This is a genomic window from Novosphingobium sp. ZW T3_23 (assembly GCF_044987305.1).
Taxonomy (GTDB): Bacteria; Pseudomonadota; Alphaproteobacteria; order Sphingomonadales; family Sphingomonadaceae; genus Novosphingobium.
The window spans coordinates 1-24,271 of record NZ_JBJDRF010000064.1; the positions used below are offsets into that span (position 1 = coordinate 1).

A 24,271-nucleotide genomic window follows, 5' to 3' on the forward strand; every position below is an offset into this window, starting at 1 on the left:
GCCGGGGGCGGCGGGGCGGCGGCGACCAGCATGGCAGCGGCGACCAGCAGCGGAGCGGCGGAGAGCGGTTTCATCGGATTGTCCTGCAAAGGGTCAGAAGTGTGCGCGAAGGCCGATCGTGGCGGTGCGCGGAGCGCCGGGCTGCACCCACAGCGGAGAATAGCTGTTGGCGTACCAGTGCGCGTCGAACAGGTTGGTGACGGAGCCGAACAGTTCGACGTTGTCGATCAGGTCCAGCTTGCCGAACACCCGGAACAGCGTGTGCGCGGGAAGCGTGAAGGTCGAGCCCGTCTCGCCGCGGCGCTTGCCCACATACTGCATGCCCGCGCCGATCTGCGCCTCGCGATCGCCGATCGCAAAGGTCCGGGCGGCCTGCATGTTGAGGTTGTGGCGGGGAATGTTCACCAGCGGATCGCCCGGCCTGACCTGGAACGAGGTGTTGGGATCGACCATGGTCGACCGCGCCTCGGCATCGACATAGGCGTAGCTCACCAGCAGGTCCACGCCGCCCGGCAAACGCCCGGAGAGGTCGAACTCCACGCCCCGGCTGCGCGCCTTGCCGATGGCCAGCGAATAGCCCGGCGCATCGGGATCGGTGGCGAGGACATTGGATTTCGTCAGCTGGAACGCGGCCAGCGTGCCGTTCAGCGCCCCGCCGAGCAGGGTCAGCTTCAGCCCCGCTTCCATCGACTCGCTCGATTCCGGATCGAAGATCGTGCCGCTCACGTCCGTGCCCACATTGGCGCGGAACCCTTGCCCGTAGGCGGCATAGACCGTCAGCGGATCGCTCAACTTGTAGACGATCCCGGCCTGCGGGCTGAACCGGCTGTGGGTGCGGCGGCTGTCCACGCCGCTCAGGCGATTGTCGGTTTCCAGCCGCACCCGATCGTAGCGGCCTCCCACGCGAACTTGCAGCCGATCCGTGATCTCGATCTGGTCCTGCACGTAGACGCCCATGGCGCGCTGGCGATCGACGCGGTCCGTCATCACCGCCACGTCCGGCAGGGGGAACCGGCCGTAGACGGGATCGTGGATGTCGATCACGTAGCCCTGCTGCTCCGTCGGCCCGGTGCTCAGCGCCGGCGGACGGAAGCGGCGGAAGACCTGATCGTAGGTGAATTCGTCATAGTCCGCGCCGATCAGCACGCGATGCCGCAGCGAGCCGGTTTCGAATTCACCGGCCAGTTCCGCGCGAACCACGGCATGATCCGCGTCGTAATAGCGGGAGCGGCGCTGGCGTGAGAGCGAACGCCCGTCGAGGTAGAGCGACTGGCGCGACGCGGCCGTCTCGGCGTCCGAGGAGAAACCCGTAAGCAGGGTATGACGGATGCTTCCACCGACCAGCAGGCTCCAGCGGTCGTTGAAATCGTGCTGGAGGCGCAACTGGTGCCCGGTGGCGCGCGCAACCGTGTCGCCATCGCCCGGCTCTCCCAGGAAGCGCGAACGCGGCACCGTTCGGAAGTCGCCATCGAGCACCACAATACCGCGATCGAAGGGCACTTCCACGCGGGTCTTCTCGAAATCGTAGGTCAGCCGGGTATCCGGCCCAAGCGCCAGGCCGACCGAGGGCAGGAAACCCCAGCGCGTCTGGTGGACGTGCTCCCGGAAGGTGTCGCCATCCTCGGCATAGCCGATCAGGCGCGCGGTGAGGCCGCCGGTGACAGCAAGGTTGACGTCCGCCTCGCCCCGCACCCGGTCGAAGCTGCCATATTGCACGGAAGCGGTGCCGAACGTGCGGCCGAGTTCGGCCTGCTTGGTCACGAGGTTGATGGTTCCGCCCGGCTCCCCGCGCCCGATCAGCGCTGCCGCCGGGCCTTTCAGCACTTCAACCCGCTCGATCCCGGCAGCGTCGCGCTGCCCGCCGAACCCGCGCCCGCCATTGAAGCCGTTGACGAGATAGCCGCTCGGCATGTTCTCGTCCCCGGTGAACCCGCGGATCGCGAAGGCATCCCACAGCCCGCCCAGCGTATTCTGCCGCACTACCGAGGCATTGAGGTCCAGCGCATCGGTCAGCCGCTGGATGCCGTTCTGCTCCAGCGTGGCGGCGGAGATTTCGGCGATCGACTGGGGAATTTCCGAAATGGCGAAGTCACCGCGATAGGCCTGTCGCACGCCGGTGACGGTGATCGCCCCGCTGCTTTCCTCGCGCTCCTCGCTTTCCGCCCCTTCTGCCCCTTCCGCCAATGCCGGGCACGGCGCCAGCGCGATAGCGACAGGCAGGGTTCCGGCCAGAAGCCGGTTATCCTTGGCGAAGCGAAACATCATGATCCCCACGGTAAGACGGCCGGGCAAAGGCGCCGGCTGGTCGATGCGGGGGCGCTTGTGTCAGCCCGGACGCCGTGCGTCAATGATATGTTGCATCATAACAAAAGCCAGCCGGATCGAGCCGGTTGAATTTTCCCGAGCCCGGCTGGGCGGACCTTCGCAAGGGCCCGCCCAGCCGCCTAACTCAGAACTTGCCGCGCAGCGAGACGAGGACGTTGCGGGGCTCGCCGTAGAAGTTGCCGTAGCCCGGATAGCCGATCGTGACGTAGTAGGTCTTGTCGAACAGGTTGTTGAGATTGGCGCTGATCGAGAACTGATCGCTCACTTCGTATTCGGCGCGCAGCGACCAGACCGCATAGCCCGGCGTCTTGAACTGATACTGGTAGAACGGACCATCGTAGAGGCCCGTTGCCGGATTCAGTTCCTGGACCCACCCCGAGCGGAAGTTGCTGCTCTGCGCGGTAACGCCGCCGCCGACGCTGAGGCCCGTGAGAGCGCCCTCGCGGAAGGCATAGTCCGTGAACAGCTTGAACAGGTGCTTCGGCGTGATTTCGGCAAACGAGGCGTCGCTCTCGCGCTTGTTCTCGTTCTCGTTGTAGGTGTAGCCCAGCGAGAGCTGCCAGCCCGGCAGGATCTCGCCGTTGATCTCGGCCTCGAAGCCCTGGCTCCTGAGATTGCCGTCGCGGATATAGCAGCAGTTGTCGGTCGATCCGCCCGGAGGGCTGCTGGGGTCGGTCGCAAAGGCGCCCTTCTTGCGCACGCGGTAGACCGCGAGCGAGCCGGTGAGCTTGCCTTCCAGCAGTTCCGCCTTGATGCCCGCCTCGTAGTTGGTGCCCGTCACTGGGCTCAGCGGGGTGCCGGGGCGCGGCCCGGACAGGTAGCTGGCCTGCGACTGGTAGATCTGGGTATAGCTGGCGTAGACGCTCAGTGCCTTCGTCACGTCGGCCATCGCGGCGACATAAGGCACGAACCTGGTCTTCTCGTCGGAGACCGAGGTCACGAGCCCGGTGGCCAGGTCGCTGCCGACCGTGCGGTCCTTGAGGACCAGGCGGCCGCCGCCGATCAGCGACAGTGCGGCGATCGGGCGAATGCGCAGCGATCCGTAGAGGCCAAGGCGTTCCACATCAGTGCGGTTCTGATTACCCCATACCGGCGGATAGGCGATTTCAGGCGGGTATTCGGGATCGAAGGCATTGCCCGGCCCGTAATAGGTCCAGAGGCTGCGGCCATCGGTCTTGTTGCGCGTGTAGTCCATGCCGAGCACCACGTCGTGCTTCTGGCCGAAAGCCTGGAAGCTGCCGGTGGTGTTGAAGTCGAGCAGAAGCTCGCGGGCCTTGCCGCCGGACTGATAGTACCACCAGTCCGTTCCCGACTGATCCACGGGATCGATGGCATTTTCCATTTCGGCGGCATTGGTGCGGTCGTTCGAGCGGCTGTAGTTGGCACTGAGCCTGGCCGTCCAGGCACTGCCGATCGCCTGCTCGATGCGGCCATAGGCCACGTCGACGTCGCGCCGGATCCAGTTCCACGGCGTGCCCATGTTCACACTGCGCGGAAAGCCGACATCCTCGCCGTTGCGATAGCGGGGAAAGCTGACGTTGAAGCCGTCATGCCGGTCGTACTGGTGAGTGTAGCCGGCCACCAGCAGCGTATCGGGCGCCGGGTTGTATTCGATCGACCCATGCGCCAGCCAGCGGTCGTCCGACTTGAGATCCTGGAAGCCTTCGCTCATGTCGTAGACGCCCACCACGCGGGCGCGGAGGTTGCCGTCGCTGGTGAGCGCGCCGGTGATGTCCCCCTCGACGCGGGCCTGGTTCCAGCTGCCGAACGTCATGGCCGCGCGGGCCTGCGGCTCGGCCAGAGCGCGCTTGCGGTTGAAATTGATGACGCCGCCTGCCTCGCCCGCGCCGAACAACCCGTCCGCGCCCCGGACCAGGGCGATGGAATCGAAGATCGCGGTGTCGAGATCGCCGGTCACGCTGGAAGTCTGGCTGGTCGCGCCGCCATCGAAACGCATGTTGGTGATCTTGAGCCCGCGCGAGGTGTATTCGGAATTGAGCCAGTTGCGGTCGATCGTCACGCCGGTCATCTGCTGCATCACGTCCTCGACGGTGAGCAGGTTCTGATCCTCGATGCGTGCGCGGGTGAGCACGGTGACCGACTGCGGAATTTCGCGCAGCGACTGGGCGGCCTTGCCGACGATGGTGGCGCGCGCCGCATAGCCGTCGCTGCCTTCAGTCAAGGTGGGGTCGCTGTCGGCGCGCTGCCCCGTTACCGTGATGCCGTCGCCCGCGCCCGGCTCTTCGGCGGTGATTTTGCTGCTCTGCGCCGCTGCAAGCTGGGTCCATGCGCAGCTCGCGGCCAGCATGACCAAGGCGCGCGCAACACGTCGCGGCACGCGGCCGCGTTCGGAATTTTCCACCCTCATGTCTATTCCCTCATCGTCCGTACCGAGCGGCGAAAGAGCCCTGACGCTTCCCCTCGATGCCGGGCGCACCTAATGCAAATGCAACAAAGTCGCAATAGCAATAGACGAGAAACGAAGCGGCCATGTTGCACTGGCCCGATGCGCAGGGCGGCCCGTCTCACCCGGCACCGTCTTCGAGGTGCGGGAACATCGGCTGAAGACGTATTGTGCGTCGGAAAAAGCCGGCCGGGGCAGTTTTCATATCGTCAGGGTGTTCGCACCCCGGCCGGTCGCGCGAGCTTAGCCCTAGCCGCCCGCGCCCGAGGTGTCTCGACCCGAGGCTTCGTAATCGATGCCGAGTTGTTGCAGGTAGGAATCGTACTTCTTCGGATCGTAGTAGCGGCCCTGCATCGCCGGGCGCATCTGCGCCATGGTCCGCGCATTGCGGTCGATGGCGGGCATGTCGGTGGCGGCAATCAGGGGATCGTACTTCTGGTCCTTGAGCTGGACGTCCTTCATCCAGGTCTTCGCATCGGCAATCAGTGCCGGCGTGGTCATCAGGTCGAGGATCGTCATCGCCACGGCCTTGGCGCCGACGACGGTGCCCTTGTGCGCGATCGGGGTGGCCATCGCCATTGCGGCGGTGGCGTGGTGGAAGATCACGTTGGGAATGTTCGCCGGATAGCCGATGGTGACGGTGGGCACCGTCCACATCACGTCGCCGATGTCGTCCGAACCGCCGAAGCTGGCATTTCCACGCGTTTCGGGCGTGGAGAGCGGTGCCACCCCGGTCGGCAGCGGTTCCACCTTGAGGTGGTTCTTTACCTGCACCGCGCGCGCGAAGGCCTGGTCCGCCGCGGACCACTGCGGCACGCCGACCGTCTCGATATTGGCGTAGAGCGCCTCGGCCAGCGGCTTGTTGCCGTAGTTCGGTGCCGCGAACCCCAGCACCTTGCGGCTGACCGTAGTGCCCGTCGCCAGCGCCGAGGCTTCCGAGATCTGGTTGCCGACTTCATAGAGCTTGCGCAGCGAGGCGAAGTCCTTGTCGCGGAAATAGTACCAGCTGCTGGCCCGGTCCGGCACGACGTTGGGCTGTCCCCCGCCATTGGTGATCACATCGTGAGATCGCTGCGAGAGCGGCAGATGCTCGCGGCGGAAGTTCCACATGACGTCCATCAGTTCCACCCCGTCGAGCGCGCTGCGGCCCTCCCAAGGCATCCCGGCGGAGTGCGCCGTCTTGCCTTTCCATTCGTATTCCACCGAGATCATGCCGGTCAGGCCCAGATCGCCCCAGCCGGTGCCGAAGCCGGTGTTGACGTGCGCGAAGATCGAGGCATCCACGTCCTTGAACATGCCCGCGCGCACATAGTAGGCCTTGGTCGCCAGCAGTTCCTCCGCCACGCCCGGCCAGACCATCAGCCGTCCCTGGATCCCGTGCCTTGTCATCACCTGCTTGGCGGCCAGGGCGGCGGCGACCATCAGCGGCATGCCCGAATTGTGCCCTTCGCCATGGCCGGGCGCACCTTCGGTGAGCGGCTTCACATCCGCCACGCCGGGTACCTGCGATACGCCGAGCAGACCGTCGATATCGCTGCCCAGCGCGATCTTCGGGCCGCCGCTGCCCCAGCTGGCGGTGAAGGCGGTAGGAACGCCCGCCACGCCGCGCGTCACCCTAAAGCCGTTCCTCTCCAGGATGCCGGCCAGGTATTCGCTGGTCTTCACTTCCTGGAATCCCGGCTCGGCGAACGCGTATATCTCGTCGACCATCACCTGGATCTGCTTGCGCTGCGCCTCGACGGCGGTGGCGACTTCCTGTTTGAGCGCCGGATCCGCTGCGGCCTGCGCGGCGCCGGGAATGAGCGAGGCGACAGCGAGCACGGGGGAAAGCGCGGCGGCGACCAGGGTACGCTTGTTCATCACGATCACTCCGCCGGCTTGGTCAGGGTGGGGTACTTGACGCCCAGCTGGTCGAGGTAGGTCGGGTATTTTGCCGGGTTGTAGTAATACTTCTCCATCATCGGCCGGTAGAGCTGCATGTTCCGTTCGTTGAGCCAGATCGCAGGCACATCCTTGTCGGTCAGGACCGGCGCATAAGTATCCGTCTTTAACTGGACGTCGGTGAAGTAGGTCTTGGCCTCGGCAACCAGCTGCGGCGTCGTCACGATGTCGAGCACGGTCATCGCCACCGCCTTGGCGCCCGCTTCCACGCCCTTGTGCGCGATCGGCGTGGCCATCGCGAAGGCCGAGGTGGAGTTGTGCCCGATCATGTTCGGGATATTGGAAGGAAAGCGGATGGTGATCGTGGGCACCGCCCACATGATGTCGCCGATATCGTCCGAACCGCCCCCGGTGGAGGGCTTGCGGTTTTCCGGCGTGGAGAGTTCGGTGACGGCGTCCTTCAGCGGTTCCACCTTGCGCTCGTTCAAGGTCTGGGCCGCCTTGGCGAAAGCCTGGTCGTCCGCGCTCCACCTGGGCATTCCCACCGCCTTGATATTGGCATAGGCCGCCTCGGCCAGCGGCTTGTTGCCGAAGTTCGGCGCGGCATAGCCCAGCGTCTGCTGCGTCATCGTGGTGCCGGTGGCAAGCGCGGCGGCCTTGGCGATATCGTTGCCGACTTCGTAGAGCTTGCGGATATCGGCGAAAGTACGCTCGCGGAAGAAGTACCAGATGCTCGCCTTGTCCGGCACGACATTGGGCTGGCCGCCGCCATTGGTGATGATCATGTGCGAACGCTGGGTAAGCGGCAGGTGCTCGCGCCGGAAGTTCCACGCGACGTCCATGATCTCCACCGCATCGAGCGCGCTGCGGCCCTCCCAGGGCATGCCCGCCGAATGCGCGGTCTTGCCCTTGAAGCTGTATTCCACCGAGACCATGCCGTTACCACCCATCTCGCCGTATCCGGTCGAGAAATCGGAACTGACATGGGTGAAGATCGAGGCATCCACGTCCTTGAACAAGCCCGCGCGCACATAGTAGGCCTTGGTCGCCAGCAATTCTTCCGCCACGCCGGGCCAGAGCATCAGACGGCCTTCCAGCCCGTGCTTCGTCATCACCTTCTTGGCCGCCAGCGCGGCGGCCACCATCAGTGGCATGCCGGAATTGTGCCCTTCGCCATGCCCCGGCGCCCCTTCTACCAGCGGCTTCAGGTATGGCAGGCCGGGCGTCTGCGACACGCCCAGCACGTCATCGATATCGCTGCCTAGCGCGATCTTCGGGCCGCCCTTGCCCCAGGTCGCGGTGAAAGCGGTGGGAATGCCCGCCACCCCGCGCGTCACCGTGAAGCCGTTCTTTTCCAGGATGCCGGTGAGGTATTCGCTGGTCTTCACTTCCTGAAAGCCCGGCTCGGCATAGCTGAAGATCTGATCGACCATGACCTGGATCTGCTTGCGCTGCGCCTCCACTTCGGCGGCGACTTCATCCTTTAGCGCCTGCGGAGCCGCCGCCTGGGCGGGGGCACTGCCTAAAGCGGTCGTGGCCAGGCCGGTCGTGGCAAGGGCTGCGGCGAGTGCGGCGCGCTTGAAAGTCGTCATTATCCGAAATCCTCTTTTAGAATTCGACCCGAGCCGAGATGCGGAAGGTGCGGCCGATCACGTCGTAGCGTGTGCGGTTGGTCTGAGCGTAAGCGGGCACGTTGTTGCCGTCGGGCCCGTTGCCGACGAGCACCGGATCCTTGTTCAGCACATTGTTGACGATGAAGGTCAGGTGCCCCACGCCGTTGTTCATTGCCGGGAACTTGAAATCCACCGACGTGTCGAAATAGACTGCGCCCTTGATGGAGTTGTCGTTGATCGTGCGGTACTGCGCGGTGCTGGTGGGGCAATTGCCGTCGCACGAGATCCAGTCGTTGCCGTAGACGCCGTCGGTAAAGCCCCGCGCCACCAGATTGAAGGTGACGGGATCGATGTCGTAGAATGCGCTCAGCCGATAGACCCAGCTTGGCGATGCGTAAGTGCCGCTGGTCAGCACGCCCGCATAGTCGATCGGGAAGCTGATGCCGTCATCCACCACGTTTTCGATATAGTGCGTGGTCTGGCCGTGCAGGCGCAACATGCCGGGGCCGACCGGGGCCGTATAGCTGGCCTCTATGTCGAAGCCCTTGGTCTTCTGGCGGGCGAAGTTGATCGGGGTCAGGTCGATCGTGCTGAGCTGGCCGTTCACGAACTTGATGTTCGGACAGTACGAGCTGATTCCCTGCTCGTAGCACAGGTCCACCGTCTGCTGCGCGGTGATCGATCCGATCGCGTCCTTGATCCTGATCTGGTAGTAATCGAACGAAAGCGAGAAGCCGGGCAGGAAACTCGGTTCGAATACTGCGCCCAGCGTCCAGCTATCGGCAACTTCCGGCTTGAGGTCGGGGTTGCCGAAGGCGTTCTGGACGAATTGCAGCGAGCCGGTCTGCGGTGCATCGGCTCCGGTCGGGATGATCACCGAGTTGGTACGCGCCGTGCCCGCCGCGAACAGTTCGTCAAGGTTGGGCGCGCGGATGTCGTGGCTCAGCGTGCCGCGCAGGCGCAGTCCGTCGATCGCCTGCCAGTTCGCGCCCACTTTCCAGGTACCCACCCAGCCGGATGTCGAATAGTGCGTTCCGCGCGCGGCAGCGTTGACGTTCATGCCGTCGAAGATCGGCACGTCGAGTTCGAGGAAGCCTTCGTAAACGTCGTACTTGCCCTGGTTGACGCGGAAATTGCCATATAGCCAGCCGGAATTGTACTGGGGGTCCACCGAGCCGTTGATCTGCTCGCGCCGCCATTCGACCCCGGTAGCGAAAGCAAGGTCTCCGGCCGGCAGGGCGAAGGCCTTGCCCGAGATCGTCGCGGCGGCGACATCCTGCTTGATGGTCTGGCGGCGCAGCGGCTGGTTGCCGTCGTTGAAGATCCAGTTCAGCGCTTCCGCCGATGGCCCGTCGGTGCCCAGCCGGTCGATCGGCACGCAGCCGTTGCCGGGATTGCCCAGGCTCGATCGGCACACGATGTTGCCGGAAGCGTCGAACACGGCATCCTGTGCCTGGGCCATGCGTGCGTTGATCCAGCTGTTGGTCAGCGCCTCGCGCGCCTTGGTGACGCCCTTCTGATAGTAGACGTCCCAGTTCATCGTCTTGTCCGACAGCTCGAAACTGCCCTTGGCGCCCAGCACGCCGCGATAGACCTGGCGCTTGATGTCGCTGCCGGGGATGGGGAAGCCGGCGTTGGACGTGCCCACCGTGATCGAGGACAGTCCCTGCGCCGCCATGGCCGCCGCTACGCCGGGATATTGGCCGAGCAGATAGGCATTGTCGGCCGCGATGGTGACGCCGGTGCTGGGCGTCTGCTGATAGGAGCTGGCACTGACCGAGCGGTTGTAGGAGAACTGGCCGAACACCTCGACCGAGGGAGTGATTTCGAAGGCCACGCGCTGGAACGCGCTAAGGCGCTCGTCAAGCGGGACAAGCGTGTTGGTGCCGACGTGGCCGTCCAGCGTGGTCTGCCAATCGCCGCCGATCATCCAGGGATTGCTGGTGCTGGTGGTGCCATAGGCGAGTTGCGCGGTCTGCCCGGCACCCAGGAAATAGGTGCCGCGCAGCGGGCCGCTGGTGATCAGGCCGCCGGCCGTATAGCCCGACGGGCCGATGCCGCTGCCGACCAGGCGCTGCGGCTCTCCGTTGGTGGCGGTGTAGGCCGGATTGTTGATCTGGAAATAGCCGTTGTCGTTCCAGTCGCGGCGGATACCTTCCTCGCGATCCTGCTTGAAGTAGGAAAGGTTGCTGAGGAGGTGCAGGCGGTCGTCCAGCAGCGAGAAGCCCGCCGTGCCCGTGAAGCGGTAGTTGAAGGCGTCGCCATAAGTGGAGATGCCGGTATCGACGCCCAGCTTCACGCCCTCGTAGCCGGTGTCCAGGATGAAGTTGACGACGCCGCCCACCGCGTCCGAGCCGTATGCGGCCGAGGCGCCGCCGGTGATGACTTCGACCCGCTTCACCAGATCCTGCGGGATCGTGTTGATGTCCACGGTGCCGCCCACGGTCGAGGCTACCGAGCGCTGGCCGTCCACCAGCACCAGCGTGCGCCCGACCCCCAGTCCGCGCAGGCCGATCGAGTTGATGCCTGCCGCGGCGTTGGAGAGGCCGCCTGAGGAACTGCCCGAAGTGCCGCTGCCGGCAATGGCGGGAAGCTGGTTCACGAAGTCCGAGATGTTCGCGGGCGCCTGGGCGGCGATGTCGGCCTCGCCCAGCACGGCCACCGGGGTCGGTGCGCTATAGCCGTCACCGACGATGCGCGAGCCGGTGACGACGATGTCTTTCAGCGGCTCCTCTTCGGCGGGTTCCGCCTGCTGCGCCAGAGCCGGCGCGGCAACGAGCAGCGGACCGAGGATTAGCGTCCCCGCCGCGCCCGCCAGAAGCAGGGAGCGGACCGAACGCGCCGAAAGTGGTTCCAATGTCCCCGGCGCCGTCCCCGGCATCGTCAAGTCCTGGACTGCATTGCGCATTGCGAAAACTCCCTGTGACTGACCCTTCATCGCCACAGGCGCCCTCATCCCGATGGATGGAGACGAACATGCTTCTCACCGGCGCACGGAGGCGCCCACCGTCGTTGCGGTGCCGCTGCAAGGCGGACTGGTGAAGAACCCGTTGTCTCCGCTCCCGCATCCCTTTTGCGAGGAGCCCATCGTCTCGCAGTGTCCACCTTGTTATTCGGTGCTGCCCGATCCGGACTACTGTCTGACGATGCCGATACTATCCGGAAGGCAGGGATTGATCCCAAGAAAGTTGGTGCTGATTTTCACCATTTACGATGGATTCCATCGCGAACGGTCAAGACGGCGCAGGATTGGTGCGTAGCTGCCAGAAGATGCGCATCTTACCGAACGAGACGGTCGATTGATTCGCGAAATGCGGTGCAGCACGGCCGTTAGCATCCTCGAGTCCTGCAGGACAAGAGGTATCCACGCACGATTTCCTCACAAATTTTCGAAACAGTGCAGAAATCCATCGCAACCCTGACCTGGCTGCCGGATAAGTTCGGGGAACCGGCGCGATGTTTGCGCTAGGCTTTCGTTGCAGCGGCGAAGAAAGCCGAAGCGCCCGCCTCCGGAATGCCAATCGGCGGCAGCATCGTGCGGATCAACAACATTCTGTCCCGATAAATCGTCTCGCCACACCCTTTTGTTTGAAATCGAACGGATACCCGGCAATATGGTTTCGAAAGTCAAAAAAGGGGGTCACACCAGAATGGACATGCAGTCCGGCAAACTGCACTGGCTCGAGGCTGCGCGCGGCAGATCCGGGCAGCACGAATTGGACGATACCGATCTTCGCCTGATGCGTGCCCTGGTCGCCGACGGACGCGCTTCGGACGTCTCGCTGGGCGAACAGGTCCACTTGTCGAGCACGGCCGTCGCACGCCGACGCAAGATCTTGGAGGAAGCCGGATATATCACCAGCTACGCGGCGAACCTCAATCTGCGTTCGCTCGGATACGGCACATTGGTGATGGTATCGATAGAGCTGGTGTCACAGGCGGAGAAAGTCCTGCAGGACTTCGAGACTGCGGTGCAGAGCAGTCCATCCATGCGCTTCTGCGCCTTCGTTACCGGCGATACCGACTTCCTGATGATCCTCAACGTACAGTCACTGGAAGATTACGACACGATCTACCGCAAGGAACTTTCGGTATTGCCCCATGTTCGGCGTATCCGCAGCAGTTTCGTGCTGAGGGAAGTGGCCAGCCGCCATATCGCTCCCGTAGTCCTGCAAGGGTTGCCATGACGCAGGTCGTTAGGGTCAGGACCTAGCGGGCCGACCTGAACCCGTTATCGGAAAGCGCAAGGCCCGTGCCGGTTGCGCAACGCTGTCCGGATGGGCCATGGTCGGCGTCGTTTTCGACCAGGGGCTCCCGTCTTATGAATCGTTTTCGCGTGATCGCGACCAGTCTGCTCGCTCTGGCATCGTCCGCCGCCGGAGCCGAACAGGGCTTCTACCAATACCCCAGCGCCCGCGGAGACGTGCTCGTCTTCGCCAGCGAAGGCGATTTGTGGCGCACCGGACGCAGCGGCGGCACCGCCACCCGCCTGACCAACCATGTGGCCGAGGAAAGCGACGCGCGCGTCTCTCCCGACGGAACCCTGGTCGCCTTCACCGCCAGCTACGACAGCGACCAGGACGTCTACGTCATGCCGATCGGCGGCGGGGCACCGCGCCGCCTGACCTTCGAGGGCGGGATGCTGCGCACGGTCGGCTGGACGCCCGACGGCAAGGTGATCTACGCATCGCGCCTCACCGGCGCGGGACAGGGCGAGATACTCTACACCGTCGATCCGGCGGGCGGAGCAGCCACCGCCATCCCGCTCTGGCGGGCCAACGACGCAACTTACGGACAGGACGGCCAGACTCTGTTCTTCAGCCGTCGCGGCCTTACCGCCCGCGCCCGCGACAATGCGGTGCTCTACCGGGGCGGCGGCATGGAGCAGCTATGGCGCTGGCGAAACGGATCCTCCGAAGAGGCCGTGCAACTGCTGGCGGACTTCGGCGCGCCGATCCGCTTTCCGATGGCCTATGGTGGCCGGATCTACTTCATTTCGGACAAGAGCGGCGGCGACGCGGTGTGGTCGGTGGGTGAAGAAGGCAGCGGGGTGATGAAGCTGTCCGGCGAAATGCCCTTCCCGGTGCTTCAGGCCAGTATCGATAATGGGGACGTCTACCTCCAGAACGGCGCGGACATCCATGTCTTCTCCAGCCGCGACAGCAGCATGCGCAAGCTCTCCATCGAGATCGTCACCGACCGCGAGCAGACCCGGTTGCGCTCGATCGGCGATCCGCTGAGCCAGTTGGAAGCCGCGCGGATATCGCCCTCTGGCGAGAGCGTGGCGGTGACGGCGCGCGGCCGGGTTGCTCTGGGCGCGCCCAAGCACTTGCGCCGGGTGGATTTTTCGATCCCCTTGCAGGCACGCGGCCGACAGGCCGTGACCGCGCCGAAGGGCGAGCGCGTGTTCATGATCCTCGACCAGGGCGAGCGCGGCGACATCTACACCATGCGCGCCGACGGTTCCGGCGAACCCGTAGCCATCACGCGCGGCTACGATGCCTATATCTGGTCCTTCGCCGTGTCTCCCGATGGCAAGACGCTGGTGCTGTGGGACAAGCAGGCGCGCCTGCAGAAGGTGGACATCGCCACCGGCCGCCTCACCCTGCTGGCCACCAACGACGCGGGCGACGATCAGCCGTTCCACGACCTGGCCTTCTCTCCCGATTCCACGCACATCGCCTATGCGGAAGTCTCGCGGCTCAACAATGCCAACACCAGCGACCTCTTCGTGCAGAACCTTGCCTCCGGCGCTCGGGTCAGGGCCACGTCCGGCAAGTACAACAGCTATGCCCCCGCCTTCGCGCATGACGGCGCCTGGCTCTACTTCCTGTCGGACCGCAACTTCGATCCGACGCCGGGCTCGCCTTGGGGCGATCGCAACATGGGCGTGGCTTTCCCGGACCGGGGCGAGATCCATGCCCTCCAGCTCGATCCCTCGGCCCCGTTCCGCTTCCGCGAGGATAACGAACTGACCGGCAAGGCGGATGACAGGCCGGAAGGGGGCAAGCCGGACGAGGAAAAACCCGCTTCCCCGGAAGCCGACGAAAAGAAGGACAACAAGGACGAAAAGCCCAAGTCGGCCCGCATCGTCCTCAATGGCCTTGCCGAACGGCTCTACAAGCTGCCGACCGAGCCCGGCATGAGCGAAACGCTGCTGGCGTCCAAGGACTTTCTCTATAGCCGCAAGGGCGACAAGCTGGTCTCGATCGCGATCGACAAGAGCGATCCGAAAGTCGAGACGTTCGCCGACAAGGTTCAGGAGGCGGAGATTTCCGCCGATGGGAAGACGCTTCTGGTCGTGACCGGCCAGGCCCGAAAACCCCGGCTGATGCTGGTTCCGGCCAAGGCCAAGGTGCCGGAAAAGGTGGAACCCAGTGTGGTCAGGCTGGACGACTGGCGGCTTTCGGTCGATCCCGCCGCCGAATGGAACCAGATGTTCGTGGACGCCTGGCGCCTGCATCGCGATTTCGCTTACGATCCTGCCCTGCGCGGGGTGGATTGGAACGCCGTGCGCGCGCGGACGGAGCCGCTTCTGGCGCGCATCGGCCATCGCGCCGAGCTCAACACGATCCTGGGCCAGATGGCCTCGCAACTGGGCATCCTGCATAGCCAGGTTCGCCCCGGCGACCTGCCCAAGGATGGCGAAAACAGCGAGATGGCCTTCCTCGGCGCGCGCTACAGCCCCGTATCGGGCGGGTTACGCATAGACAGCATCTTCCGCTCGGAGGCCGATCTGGTCTCCACCCGCCCGCCGCTCACGCGCCCCGGCGTGGACGTGCGCGTGGGCGACGTGATCCGCCGTGTCGATGGCCGTCCGGTGGATTCGCTCGGCGCGCTCCAGCTCGAAATCGCGGCGAAGGCGGGGCAGGAAGTGCGCCTCGATCTCACGCGTGGCGGCAAGCCGTTGAGCGCGATCGTGGAGCCGATGAACTTCGACGGCGAAGTGACCGCCAGCTACCACGACTTCGTCGAGGGCAAGCGCCTTGCCGCGCGGAAACTTTCGAACGACAGGATCGGCTACCTGCACTTGCGCGCCATGGGTTCGGACGATGTCGCCAGCTTCGCGCGCGACTACTTCGCCCAGCTCGACAAGGATGGCCTCATCATCGACGTGCGCAACAACAATGGCGGCAACATCGACAGCCTGATCATCTCGATGCTGATGCGCCGCGCCTGGGCCTTCTGGGCCAAACCGGACGGCAGCGGCGTGCCGGGCACGAACATGCAGAATGCCTATCGCGGCAAGATCGCGGTGCTCATCGACGAGCGGACATATTCCGATGGCGAGACTTTCGCCGCCGCCATCAAGTCGCTGGGTATCGCCCCCCTGATCGGCAAGCGCACGGCGGGCGCGGGAATCTGGCTGTCCGACCGCAACCGCCTGAGCGACAGCGGCGCCGTCCGCATCGCCGAAAACGCCCAGTATGCCGCCGACGGCACCTGGATCGTCGAGGGGCTGGGGATCGGCCCGGACTACGAGGTGGAGAACGCACCGCACGCCAGCTTCGAGGGGCAGGATGCCCAGCTGGAGGCCGCCGTCTCGCTGCTCAAGCAGGAAATCGCCCGCGATCCCGTTCGACCGCTCAAGCCGAAGCCCCTGCCCGCCATCGGCACGCCGGCTTCCGATGTGCGCCCGCTGGGTCCACAGGTTCGGTAACGGCTGCGGCAGGAACCGGGGGCGGGTGGCGGTTGCGGCCACCCGCCTCGCGGAATCGCAGCGCTCGGGATAGCGTCAGCCTATAGTTCCAGAAAATATCGTTATTTTACACGATGGGCGGCCAGTGCCACTCTGACCCCAATAGTGCAAACAGGGGTGAGGCAGGCACGATGATGGATCGCAGGATGTTTATCGGCGCCACCGGCGCGCTCCTTGCCACTCTGCCGATGGGCCACTCAGCAGCAGCCGCTATCGCTCCGCGCAAGCTGGCACGCGTCATCATCGACAACGATTTCGCCGGCGACCCCGATGGACTGTTCCAGCTTGCACACCATGTCCTGTGCCGCTCCGTGGACATTCCGCTGATCATCGGCTCCCACCTGCCCACCTCCTTCAGCAGCGGTCACGATGCAAGCGACGGCGCCGCTCGCGCGCGCGAACTGCTTAAGATCATGAAGCTGGACACCGTGCACAGCCCGATTGCCGGGTCGGAAACGGCCATCCGCTCGCGCACGTCCTGGTCTGCCAGTGCGGCCTCCGCAGCCATCGTCCGGGAGGCCATGCGCGCGGATGCAGGCGAGCCGCTGATCTATGCGGCGGGAGCAGGACTGACCGACCTGGCGCTCGCCTGGCTCAGCGAGCCGCGCATCGGCAGGCGCCTGAAGCTCATCTGGATCGGCGGCAACGAACACGCGGGGCTTGCCAACCCCATTCCCGGTCCCGGCGAAGTGGAGTTCAATCTTTCCATCGACCCGATCGCCGCACAGGTGATCTTCAACGAATCCGACATCGAGATCTGGCAGGTTCCGCGCGACGCCTATCGGCAGATGCTGTTTTCCAACACGGAGCTGGACGAATTCGCCGCATCCGGCGCGCTGGGCGCCTATCTAAAGGCCAGGGTGGACGCCATGGCCGAGATGCTGGCGAACATCCCCGGCGCGCCGCCGGTTTCCGCATCGGAAACCTATGTGCTGGGAGACAGCCCCCTGGTGACCCTTTCCGCGCTGGTCTCGCCGGTGCTGCCGGACCCTTCCTCCTGCAAATACCGGGCGATCCCCACGCCCCGCCTGCTGGAAAACGGCACTTATGCGGCCAGGACGAACGCCCGGCCGATGCGCGTCTATACGGATATCGATGCCGGGCTCACGTTCAGGGACATGCTGGCGAAGTTCAGGACGCTGAACCCTGGCCGGGTGCGGTAATCGGATCGCGCCCTCGACCCGGTCAACGAACCTCCGACATCAACCGCAACTGCGCGGTGGTGCCGTCGCTCGCGCGGATGGTGAGCAGCTTGCCCGCGCGTTCCCAACGCGTGGCATTGCCCATCAATTGCCAGAACCGGGCTGCGAAATTCGTCCCGTCCTTCACAGGGCAGCCCATTGCCGTGAAGATGATCGGGCCGTCGGTCCCAGTGAACGCCCCGGCCTTGGTCCAGCGCATATAGGCCGATCCGCCGCTGTTGCATTCCGAGGTGCCCCCGAGCGTGCCATCGGCAACCATGAACAGCGTGGCCGCGGGGGCCTTCGACCTTCGGGGCGCTCGTTCGCCATCGACATCGAGAACTTCCCACCGACTGCCCGGCATCCTGTTGCTCATCCTGTCCGACGCATGTGCCGCGCCGACCGGGGCCACCGCCGTTGCAAGTGCCAATACTGAAGCCAACACGCCGGCGATCATAGCTGATTTCCCCCTCGATCCAGCCATGCGGAAACTTGCCGAGATGACATGTCGCCTTGAAGACATCGTCGGCGCCAATGCTTGCTGACCGCGTGAAGGTGGCGCCGCCGCCTTCAGCGAGGGTTGTTCTGGACCTCCGCGGGGCCTTCCTGGCGGCCGGCACCGGGATCCTCCTGACCGGGGCCGGGACGATCCCAGACGCCGATCGAAAGCCAGAGGATCACGATGGCGATAGCGAACACGCCGAAGATCGCGCAGAGAATATAGGGCAGGATGCGGGGCGCTCCGCCGCGATGTTCGGTGCCGAGGCCGCCGTAGCTCTGGTTTGCATGCTCTTCCATCATCCTGCTCCGGTAGAGCGCGACGGAACGATCGCGCCGGGTCCATGCGGTTGCAACGCCGCACAGGCATCGCAAGTTGCCGCCGCCCCCGCGTCTTGAAGCGTGCCCGAAGCCGCGCTCTGCCCATTCGAACCGGCATTGCCGGTGCTCCCGGCAGCCTTGCCTGTTGCATGCCTGCGCCTTGACGGTTGATATGCAAGGAAATGGGGCGGCCATCGAGGCCGCCCTTTCCGTGATGCATTCAGGCAGTGGGAGATGGAAGTGGTCGTCACCAATATCGGCAAGGCAGTCCTTGCGTCCTCCCTGCTGGCGATCGCCCTGCCGTCACCGTCGCGCGCTGCGGATGGACACGACAGCGCGGCAACGCCTACGCATATCCTGGACGAGAGGAGCGCGGAGCGCCTGCGGGCGAACAAGGGCCTGACGCTCCAGTGGATCGACTGGGATCATCGCGGCACGGCAACCGTCACGAACAAGGACGGCGTATGGAGGCTGCATGGCCGCCAGGCGGGCGCTAACGGTCCGGGCCTGCTGGCATTGGACGGCGTCATCACCGAAATCGGTGCGGACTATTTCACCTTCCAGGGCAAGATCACCATCGCCGACACCCCTGATCCGGGCCGCACCTGTTCGGCAGACAAGACCTGGCATTTCGCCGTCACGCAGAACCGAAGCTATTACCGGCTACGCGAATTCGAATGGTGCGACGGGCTGACGGATTACATCGACGTCTATTTCTAAATGAAACGGCAGAGCCGAGACCGCCGGAGAATGCCCATGCGGGCATCCTCCGGCATGCCGGTCAGAACAGGACGAGCAGGCCGCGCGTCGGGTCTACCAGGCCTTCCCAGATCATCTTGCCGGCGACGTAGAGTATGACCATCAGGCCGACGTAGGCGATCCAGCGGTAACGCTCGATCACGCGGGCCAGCGCATTCGCGGCAAGACCCATCAGGGCGACCGAAAGGATCAGGCCGATGGCGAGAATGCCAGGATGGTCGCGCGCGGCACCGGCCACGGCGAGCACGTTGTCCAGGCTCATGCTGATGTCGGCTACGGCCACCGCCCAAGCGGCGGCGGCGAAGCTGCGCGGCGCGGCCTTGGCGACGGGGTCATCCTCGCCGCCGACGTCCTCGCGCAGTTCGCGCCACATCTTCCAGGCCACCCAGACCAGCAGCAGGCCGCCCGCGAAAACGAGGCCGACCATCTGCATGAGCTGCGTCACCACGAGCGCGAAGGCGATGCGCAGGACCAGCGCGGCGATCACGCCGATCAGGATGACCTTGCGGCGCATGGCAGCGGGAAGCCCGGCCGCCAGAGCGCCCACGACGATGGCATTGTCTGCCGCCAGCATCACGTCGATCAGCACCACTTGCCCGAAGGCGGCGAGCGCGGCGGGTGAGCCGAGGTTGGAGAAATCGGCAACGATGTGCTGCCACAGGTCGGTCATGCGGAAAGGTTCCTGTTGGTCCAGGCGCCGCGAGCGGTCGCCACGAGGAAGTCGGGATAGCTCCAGCCTATGGCGGCCGCAGCAAGGGTGGAAAGGCTGTCTTCGTCCTCGCGGCCCGGACGGCCTGAGCCGGTCAGGTTGGGCTTCGCGTTGACGTCGAAGAGGAACTGGGCGCCATGGGCATCGGCGCGGCAGTCGATCCGCATGGGCGAGCGGATTGCGAGGATCGCAGCGGCCTGTTCGCAGGCCTGGATGACGGCGGCAATGGCCGGATCGGCACATTCCTCGGGCGTCATCGCGGCGCTGTTGCGGCTGACGGGCACGTCACCGTTGTAGGGCGCGACGTCCCCGATCTGGTCGAAGCGGCGCACCGGGGGAAGCGCGAAAGGTGCCGTCTCGCCGGCGCGGCAGGCGGCGGGCATGACGGTGATGGTGATCTCCTGCCCGGGCAGGAACTGCTCCAGCATGATCGCCGCGCCGAAGCGGCGGCTTTCGGCCAGGTCGCGGACTTGCGCGGCCAATTGCCCGGCGGTCCGGGCGACGCTCACGCCCTGGCTGCCGCGACCGCGCAGCGGCTTCACCACCAGCGGAAGCCTGTTTGCAAAGGGCGCGAGCTGGGCATCGAGATCGCAGTCGCCATCGATCAGCCAGGATTGTGCGACCGGCAGGCCCGCCGCGAGCAGGCGCGCATTGGTGGCGGCCTTGTCGTCGATCTCCTGCATGGCCTGCGGGTCCGGCCCGACGATCCAGGCCTTGCGACTCGCCTGCTCGATGGGGTGACCTGCAAAGACCACGGTGTTGGCCCAGAGCAGCGTGGCGCCTGCCTCCAGCGCGGCGGCAATGCCCTGCTCGGTATCGGGCCAGACCCAGTCGAACACGCGCGTGGGATCGGGATCGGCCACCGGCGTCGCCAGGGTGCAGCCCGCCGCCAGCAGGGCCACGCCGATGTCGGCGCCGCTGTCCGAATAGCCGCCCGGCTTGGCTTCCTTGCGCGCGCCGTCGATCACCGGCGGTTCGAGCGCCTGATAGAGCAAGGCGATAGTCTGCTCTGCGGGATCGGACGGGGTCATCGGGGGGCTCCCATGATGCGGAACGAAAGCGGCGCGCCGACGATGACCAGCATCACCCGCACGAGGTGGTGGACGATCACGAAGCCCGCCTCCAGCGAGAGGCTGAGCGCGACCATGCTCATTTCCGCCACCCCGCCGGGCGAATAGGCCAGCGCGACGAGCGCCGGGTTGAGCCCCGTAGCCCAACCGATCGCAAAGGCCCAGCCGAAGGTTATGACAAGCAGGATCGCGGTCGATCCCGCCGCCAGCAGCAGGGTCCGCACCAGCGTCCGCAAATCGAGCCCGACGAAGCGGCAGCCGATGGTGGCGCCGAGGCCGACCTGCGCGGCGGCGATGGCCCAGGCGGGGATGTGGAAATCGGACAGGCCGGTCAGATGCACCAGCGCGCTTGCGAACAGCGGCCCCATCAGGTGCCAGGCGGGCAGCTTCAGCGCCCGGCCGATCGCGCCGCCCACGATCACGCAACCTAGCCCCCAGAACAGCAGCGGCCAGCCGGTCGCCTCCGTCAGCATCGGAGGCGCGAGCACCGGAGCATGAACGTCCGCCTCGAAGGCGCGGATCAGGAACGGCAGGATGAAGACGACGAGGAAGATGCGCGCACCGTGGATCAGCCCCACCATGCGCTCGTCCGCGCCGCGCTCCGCCCCCATCAGCACCATCTCGGCAATGCCGCCGGGCATGCCTGCGAAATAGGCGGTGGGCGGGTCGAACCGGGCGACACGGCGGAAGTAGATCACGCAGAGAAACGCCGCGCTGGCGAGGAACAGCGGCAGCAGGGCGATGGGCACGATCCACTCCGCCGCCTGTGTCATCAGGCCGGGATGGAAAGCGCTGCCCAGCACGACGCCGATCACCGCCGACATCGGGCGGCGGGTGGCGGAAGAGGCGGCGATGGGCAGGCCCGCGATGCTCCCCGCCGCGCAGGCGCTCATCGCGCCGAGCACCCAGGGCAGCGGCGCGCCGATAGCCCAGAACGCGGCGCCTCCTGCCGCGCCGAGGGCAAGCGCGGCAAGGAAGCGCAGGATCATGCGGGGATCAGGCAAGATACGCGCCTTCCCCGTGGCCTGAGACCCAGAGCCCGTCATCCTGAACTTGTTTCAGGATCCATTGCTCAGTTGCGCCCGAAAGGTCGAGGTGCCAGCGGCATCTGCGGTTCACGTTCCAACGCTCCGGCCACGACTGCCCGATGGACCCTGAAACAAGTTCAGGGTGACGAGGTGCGAGACGGGGCGTGAGACGAAGAGTGGGCCGCAAAGTCACCGCCTCACCCCACGAACGGGAAGGCCAGGACCAGCATCCCCACCACCGTCATCACCAGGCAGCACAGCGCCGCCGGGACCAGGGTGAAGCGCTGGTGGTCGGCCAGGTCCACGCCCGCCAAGCTGACCAGCAGGTAGGTCGAAGGCACCAGCGGGCTGAGCAGGTGGACCGGCTGGCCCATCAGCGAGGCGCGGGCGATGGCCATGGGCTCCACGCCGTAGTGCGCCCCCGCCTCCGCCAGGATCGGCAGCATCCCGAAGTAGAAGGCATCGTTGGAGATGAAGAACGTGCCCGGCAGGCTGATCAGCGCGGTGATCGGCGCCATGTAGGGGCCGAGGAACGGCGGGATGAAGCTGACGACTTCGCGGCTCATCGCCTCGACCATGCCGGTGCCCGAAAGAATGCCGGTGAAGATGCCCGCCGCGAAGATCAGCGAGACCACCGCCAGCACGTTGCCGGCATGGGCGCCGATGCGCTCCTTCTGCTCCTTCACATGGGGATAGTTGGCGATCATCGAGATCGCGAAGGCCAGCATCATCAGCACCGGCAGCGGCAGCACGCCCCAGACCAGCAGCACCAGCAGGGCGACGACCAGCGCGGCGTTGAACCAGATCATCTTCGGACGGCGCGCCTCGGGCCACTGCGAGACGGCGAAGTTCTCCAGCTCACGGGGCGTCGCCCGCTCCACGCGGCCGATGCGGCGGCGTTCCTTGCGGCCGAAGTGGATCGCCAGCACGACCAGGAAGGCAAGGCCCGCGATCATGCCGGGGATCAGCGGCACGAACAGGGTCGAGGGATCGAGCTTGAGCGCACTGGCGGCGCGCGCGGTCGGACCGCCCCAGGGGGTGAGGTTCATCACCCCGCTCGTCACCATCAGCAGGCAGACGAGGTAGAGCCGGTTCATGTCGTAGCGCTTGTAGAGCGGCAGCATGGCGGCCATCGTGATGATGTAGGTCGTGGATCCGTCGCCATCGAGGCTGACCAGCGCGCAGAGCACCACCGAACCGATCAGGATCAGCATCGGATCTCCGTGGACCAGTCGGATCAGGCGGCCCACCAGAGGGTCGAACAGGCCGGTGTCGGTCATCGTGCTGAAGAACAGGATCGCGAAGAGCAGCATGACGCCGGTGGGCGCCAGCTTGGTCAGGCCCTCGATCATCATGTCGCCCAGCCCGGCGTGGAAGCCGGCGAGCAGCGCGAACAGCGTAGGCACGACGACCAGCGCGACCAGCGGCGTCATCCGCTTGGTCATGATGAGCGTCATGAAAGTGGCCACCATCAGGAAGCCGATAAGGGCGAGACTCATGATTGTCCCCGAATTGCTGTCATGGATGTGCGGAGGGGATCAGAACGTGACGCCGACGCGGGCGGTCAAAGTCTGTCCGTCGTCCTTGCCGGTATAGGCACCGGCAGTGTTCTGGGTGTTCCAATGGATCGCGTTGAGCTGGAAGCGCGTGAAGCTGTTGAGATACCAGTTCACGCCCAGCGTCGCCGCCCAGCCATCGGCAGGCGTGACGATGTCGTCGAACTCCAGGTTTTCGTAGCGCGCGGTCAGCTCGATCGCGCCGGGGCCGCCTTCGAATACCGGGCGCAGCACCTTGGGCTGGCCGAAGCTGCCGAGGCGGGGGTTGTAGGGAGGAAGATCCCCGGTGAGGAACCAGCCGCCCGAAACGCTCCAGGCGCGGGTGACGAAATCGGGACGGCCGTTGTCGAGGCGGGCATGGCGCTGGCCCGCTTCGCCCATGATCCAGAGCGGGCCGGAATAGCCGCCCAGTTCCACGCCGTAGCCGGTGGTGCCGGTGCCGCCGATCAGGGTGCCCGTCGAAAGCCGGAGCGCGCCGTTGAAGCGGCCGCCGATCACGGTGTTGCGGGTCAGCGTGTTCTTGCCGGGGTGGAGCATCTCGTCGAAGCCCCACACGCCGAGGTGCAGCACCTGACGGTCGGTCTTCAGCGGATTCCAATGCGCGCGGGCGAGCACGGTGCGGTTGTCGGACGTGCTCTGGTCGCCGTCGATGCGATCGCCGGTCACGGTCAGCGAGGCGTGGCCGGTCTTCCAGAACAGGCGCGGCATGATGCCGAGGCCATAGAAGGCGCGCTGCGGGATGATCGCGGTGGCGACCACCGAGCGTTCGGTGAAGGGCGTCGAGTCAGAACCCGTCGAGCCTTCGAAGCTGCGGTCGTTGAACAAGTGGCCGACGCGCACGTCATAGTCCATGCCCGGCGCGATGCGGTTGCGCCAGCCCATGAAGGCGGTGACGACGTCCACCTCGTTCTCCGAGAAATCGCTCTCGAACTGGTAGAAGAAGTGCGTGCCCACCGTGCCTTCCAGGCCCATGCGCAGCGCGCGCATGCCGGTGGTGGTGAGGTTGCGGCCGCTGTATTTCGAGCCGGTGGTGGTGCTGACATCGGTGATGATGCGCCCGCGCGGCTTGAAGCTGAACATGCCGTCCGCCGAGTGGAATACCGGCAGGCCCGAGCCCCATTCGGTGCTGACACCCGAGGCCGAGACGGCGGCGGCGCGCACGCGCTCGATATCGCGCTCGGCCGGGCCGGGCGGGAGGAGCTGCGGCGCGTAAGGCTCGGTCACCAC

General features: G+C 65.6%; 16 protein-coding genes. 4 read left to right on the forward strand and 12 right to left on the reverse strand.

Features of this window, described 5'->3' with window-relative positions; translation table 11 throughout:
• Window positions 1-93: 93 nt before the first annotated feature.
• The 5 genes from ACI3K3_RS22090 to ACI3K3_RS22110 form a co-directional block, all read right to left on the reverse strand.
• Window positions 94-2,262, reverse strand: coding sequence for a TonB-dependent siderophore receptor (locus ACI3K3_RS22090; protein ID WP_404917662.1), 2,169 nt, complete (start codon window positions 2,260-2,262; stop codon window positions 94-96).
• Between the two features lie 187 nt (window positions 2,263-2,449).
• On the reverse strand, window positions 2,450-4,693 hold the full coding sequence (locus ACI3K3_RS22095; protein WP_404917664.1) for a TonB-dependent siderophore receptor: 2,244 nt from the start codon (window positions 4,691-4,693) through the stop codon (window positions 2,450-2,452).
• 285 nt (window positions 4,694-4,978) lie between these two features.
• Window positions 4,979-6,589, reverse strand: coding sequence for a peptidase dimerization domain-containing protein (locus tag ACI3K3_RS22100; RefSeq protein WP_404917666.1), 1,611 nt, complete (start codon window positions 6,587-6,589; stop codon window positions 4,979-4,981).
• 5 nt (window positions 6,590-6,594) lie between these two features.
• The gene (locus tag ACI3K3_RS22105) at window positions 6,595-8,202 is read right to left on the reverse strand and encodes an amidohydrolase (RefSeq protein ID WP_404917668.1); all 1,608 of its coding nucleotides are present in this window, start codon (window positions 8,200-8,202) and stop codon (window positions 6,595-6,597) included.
• A 16-nt stretch (window positions 8,203-8,218) separates the two neighbouring features.
• Window positions 8,219-11,131: a TonB-dependent receptor plug domain-containing protein gene (locus ACI3K3_RS22110; RefSeq protein WP_404917670.1), complete on the reverse strand. Its 2,913-nt coding sequence runs from the start codon at window positions 11,129-11,131 to the stop codon at window positions 8,219-8,221.
• Window positions 11,132-11,879: 748 nt separating this feature from the next.
• Here ACI3K3_RS22110 and ACI3K3_RS22115 point away from each other — a divergent pair.
• The 3 genes from ACI3K3_RS22115 (at window position 11,880) to ACI3K3_RS22125 (ending at window position 17,085) form a co-directional block, all read left to right on the forward strand.
• Window positions 11,880-12,410 (forward strand): Lrp/AsnC family transcriptional regulator, encoded by a 531-nt coding sequence (locus ACI3K3_RS22115; RefSeq protein ID WP_404917692.1) that lies wholly within the window; start codon window positions 11,880-11,882, stop codon window positions 12,408-12,410.
• 134 nt (window positions 12,411-12,544) lie between these two features.
• On the forward strand, window positions 12,545-15,883 hold the full coding sequence (locus ACI3K3_RS22120; RefSeq protein WP_404917672.1) for a S41 family peptidase: 3,339 nt from the start codon (window positions 12,545-12,547) through the stop codon (window positions 15,881-15,883).
• 170 nt (window positions 15,884-16,053) lie between these two features.
• Entirely contained in the window at window positions 16,054-17,085 is a 1,032-nt protein-coding gene (locus tag ACI3K3_RS22125) for a nucleoside hydrolase (RefSeq protein ID WP_404917674.1), read from the forward strand.
• A 22-nt stretch (window positions 17,086-17,107) separates the two neighbouring features.
• Here ACI3K3_RS22125 and ACI3K3_RS22130 read toward each other — a convergent pair whose 3' ends face one another.
• Window positions 17,108-17,560: an META domain-containing protein gene (locus ACI3K3_RS22130; protein ID WP_404917676.1), complete on the reverse strand. Its 453-nt coding sequence runs from the start codon at window positions 17,558-17,560 to the stop codon at window positions 17,108-17,110.
• 113 nt (window positions 17,561-17,673) lie between these two features.
• A complete protein-coding gene (locus ACI3K3_RS22135) occupies window positions 17,674-17,901 on the reverse strand; it encodes a hypothetical protein (protein ID WP_404917678.1) in 228 nt (75 codons plus the stop codon).
• Window positions 17,902-18,156: 255 nt separating this feature from the next.
• Between ACI3K3_RS22135 and ACI3K3_RS22140 the strand changes: the two genes are divergently transcribed.
• The gene (locus tag ACI3K3_RS22140; RefSeq protein ID WP_404917680.1) at window positions 18,157-18,642 is read left to right on the forward strand and encodes a hypothetical protein; all 486 of its coding nucleotides are present in this window, start codon (window positions 18,157-18,159) and stop codon (window positions 18,640-18,642) included.
• 61 nt (window positions 18,643-18,703) lie between these two features.
• Here ACI3K3_RS22140 and ACI3K3_RS22145 read toward each other — a convergent pair whose 3' ends face one another.
• The 5 genes from ACI3K3_RS22145 to ACI3K3_RS22165 form a co-directional block, all read right to left on the reverse strand.
• Window positions 18,704-19,351, reverse strand: coding sequence for a YjbE family putative metal transport protein (locus ACI3K3_RS22145; protein WP_404917682.1), 648 nt, complete (start codon window positions 19,349-19,351; stop codon window positions 18,704-18,706).
• Window positions 19,348-20,421: a biotin carboxylase gene (locus tag ACI3K3_RS22150; RefSeq protein ID WP_404917684.1), complete on the reverse strand. Its 1,074-nt coding sequence runs from the start codon at window positions 20,419-20,421 to the stop codon at window positions 19,348-19,350. Before ACI3K3_RS22150 ends, ACI3K3_RS22145 begins: the two co-directional genes overlap by 4 nt.
• Window positions 20,418-21,506, reverse strand: coding sequence for an AbrB family transcriptional regulator (locus ACI3K3_RS22155; RefSeq protein ID WP_404917686.1), 1,089 nt, complete (start codon window positions 21,504-21,506; stop codon window positions 20,418-20,420). Before ACI3K3_RS22155 ends, ACI3K3_RS22150 begins: the two co-directional genes overlap by 4 nt.
• Before the next feature lie 179 nt (window positions 21,507-21,685).
• Window positions 21,686-22,987, reverse strand: a complete 1,302-nt coding sequence (locus tag ACI3K3_RS22160) for a CitMHS family transporter (RefSeq protein WP_404917688.1) — start codon at window positions 22,985-22,987, stop codon at window positions 21,686-21,688.
• Between the two features lie 39 nt (window positions 22,988-23,026).
• A partial coding sequence (locus ACI3K3_RS22165) for an OprO/OprP family phosphate-selective porin (RefSeq protein ID WP_404917690.1) occupies window positions 23,027-24,271 on the reverse strand: 1,245 nt, incomplete at its 5' end.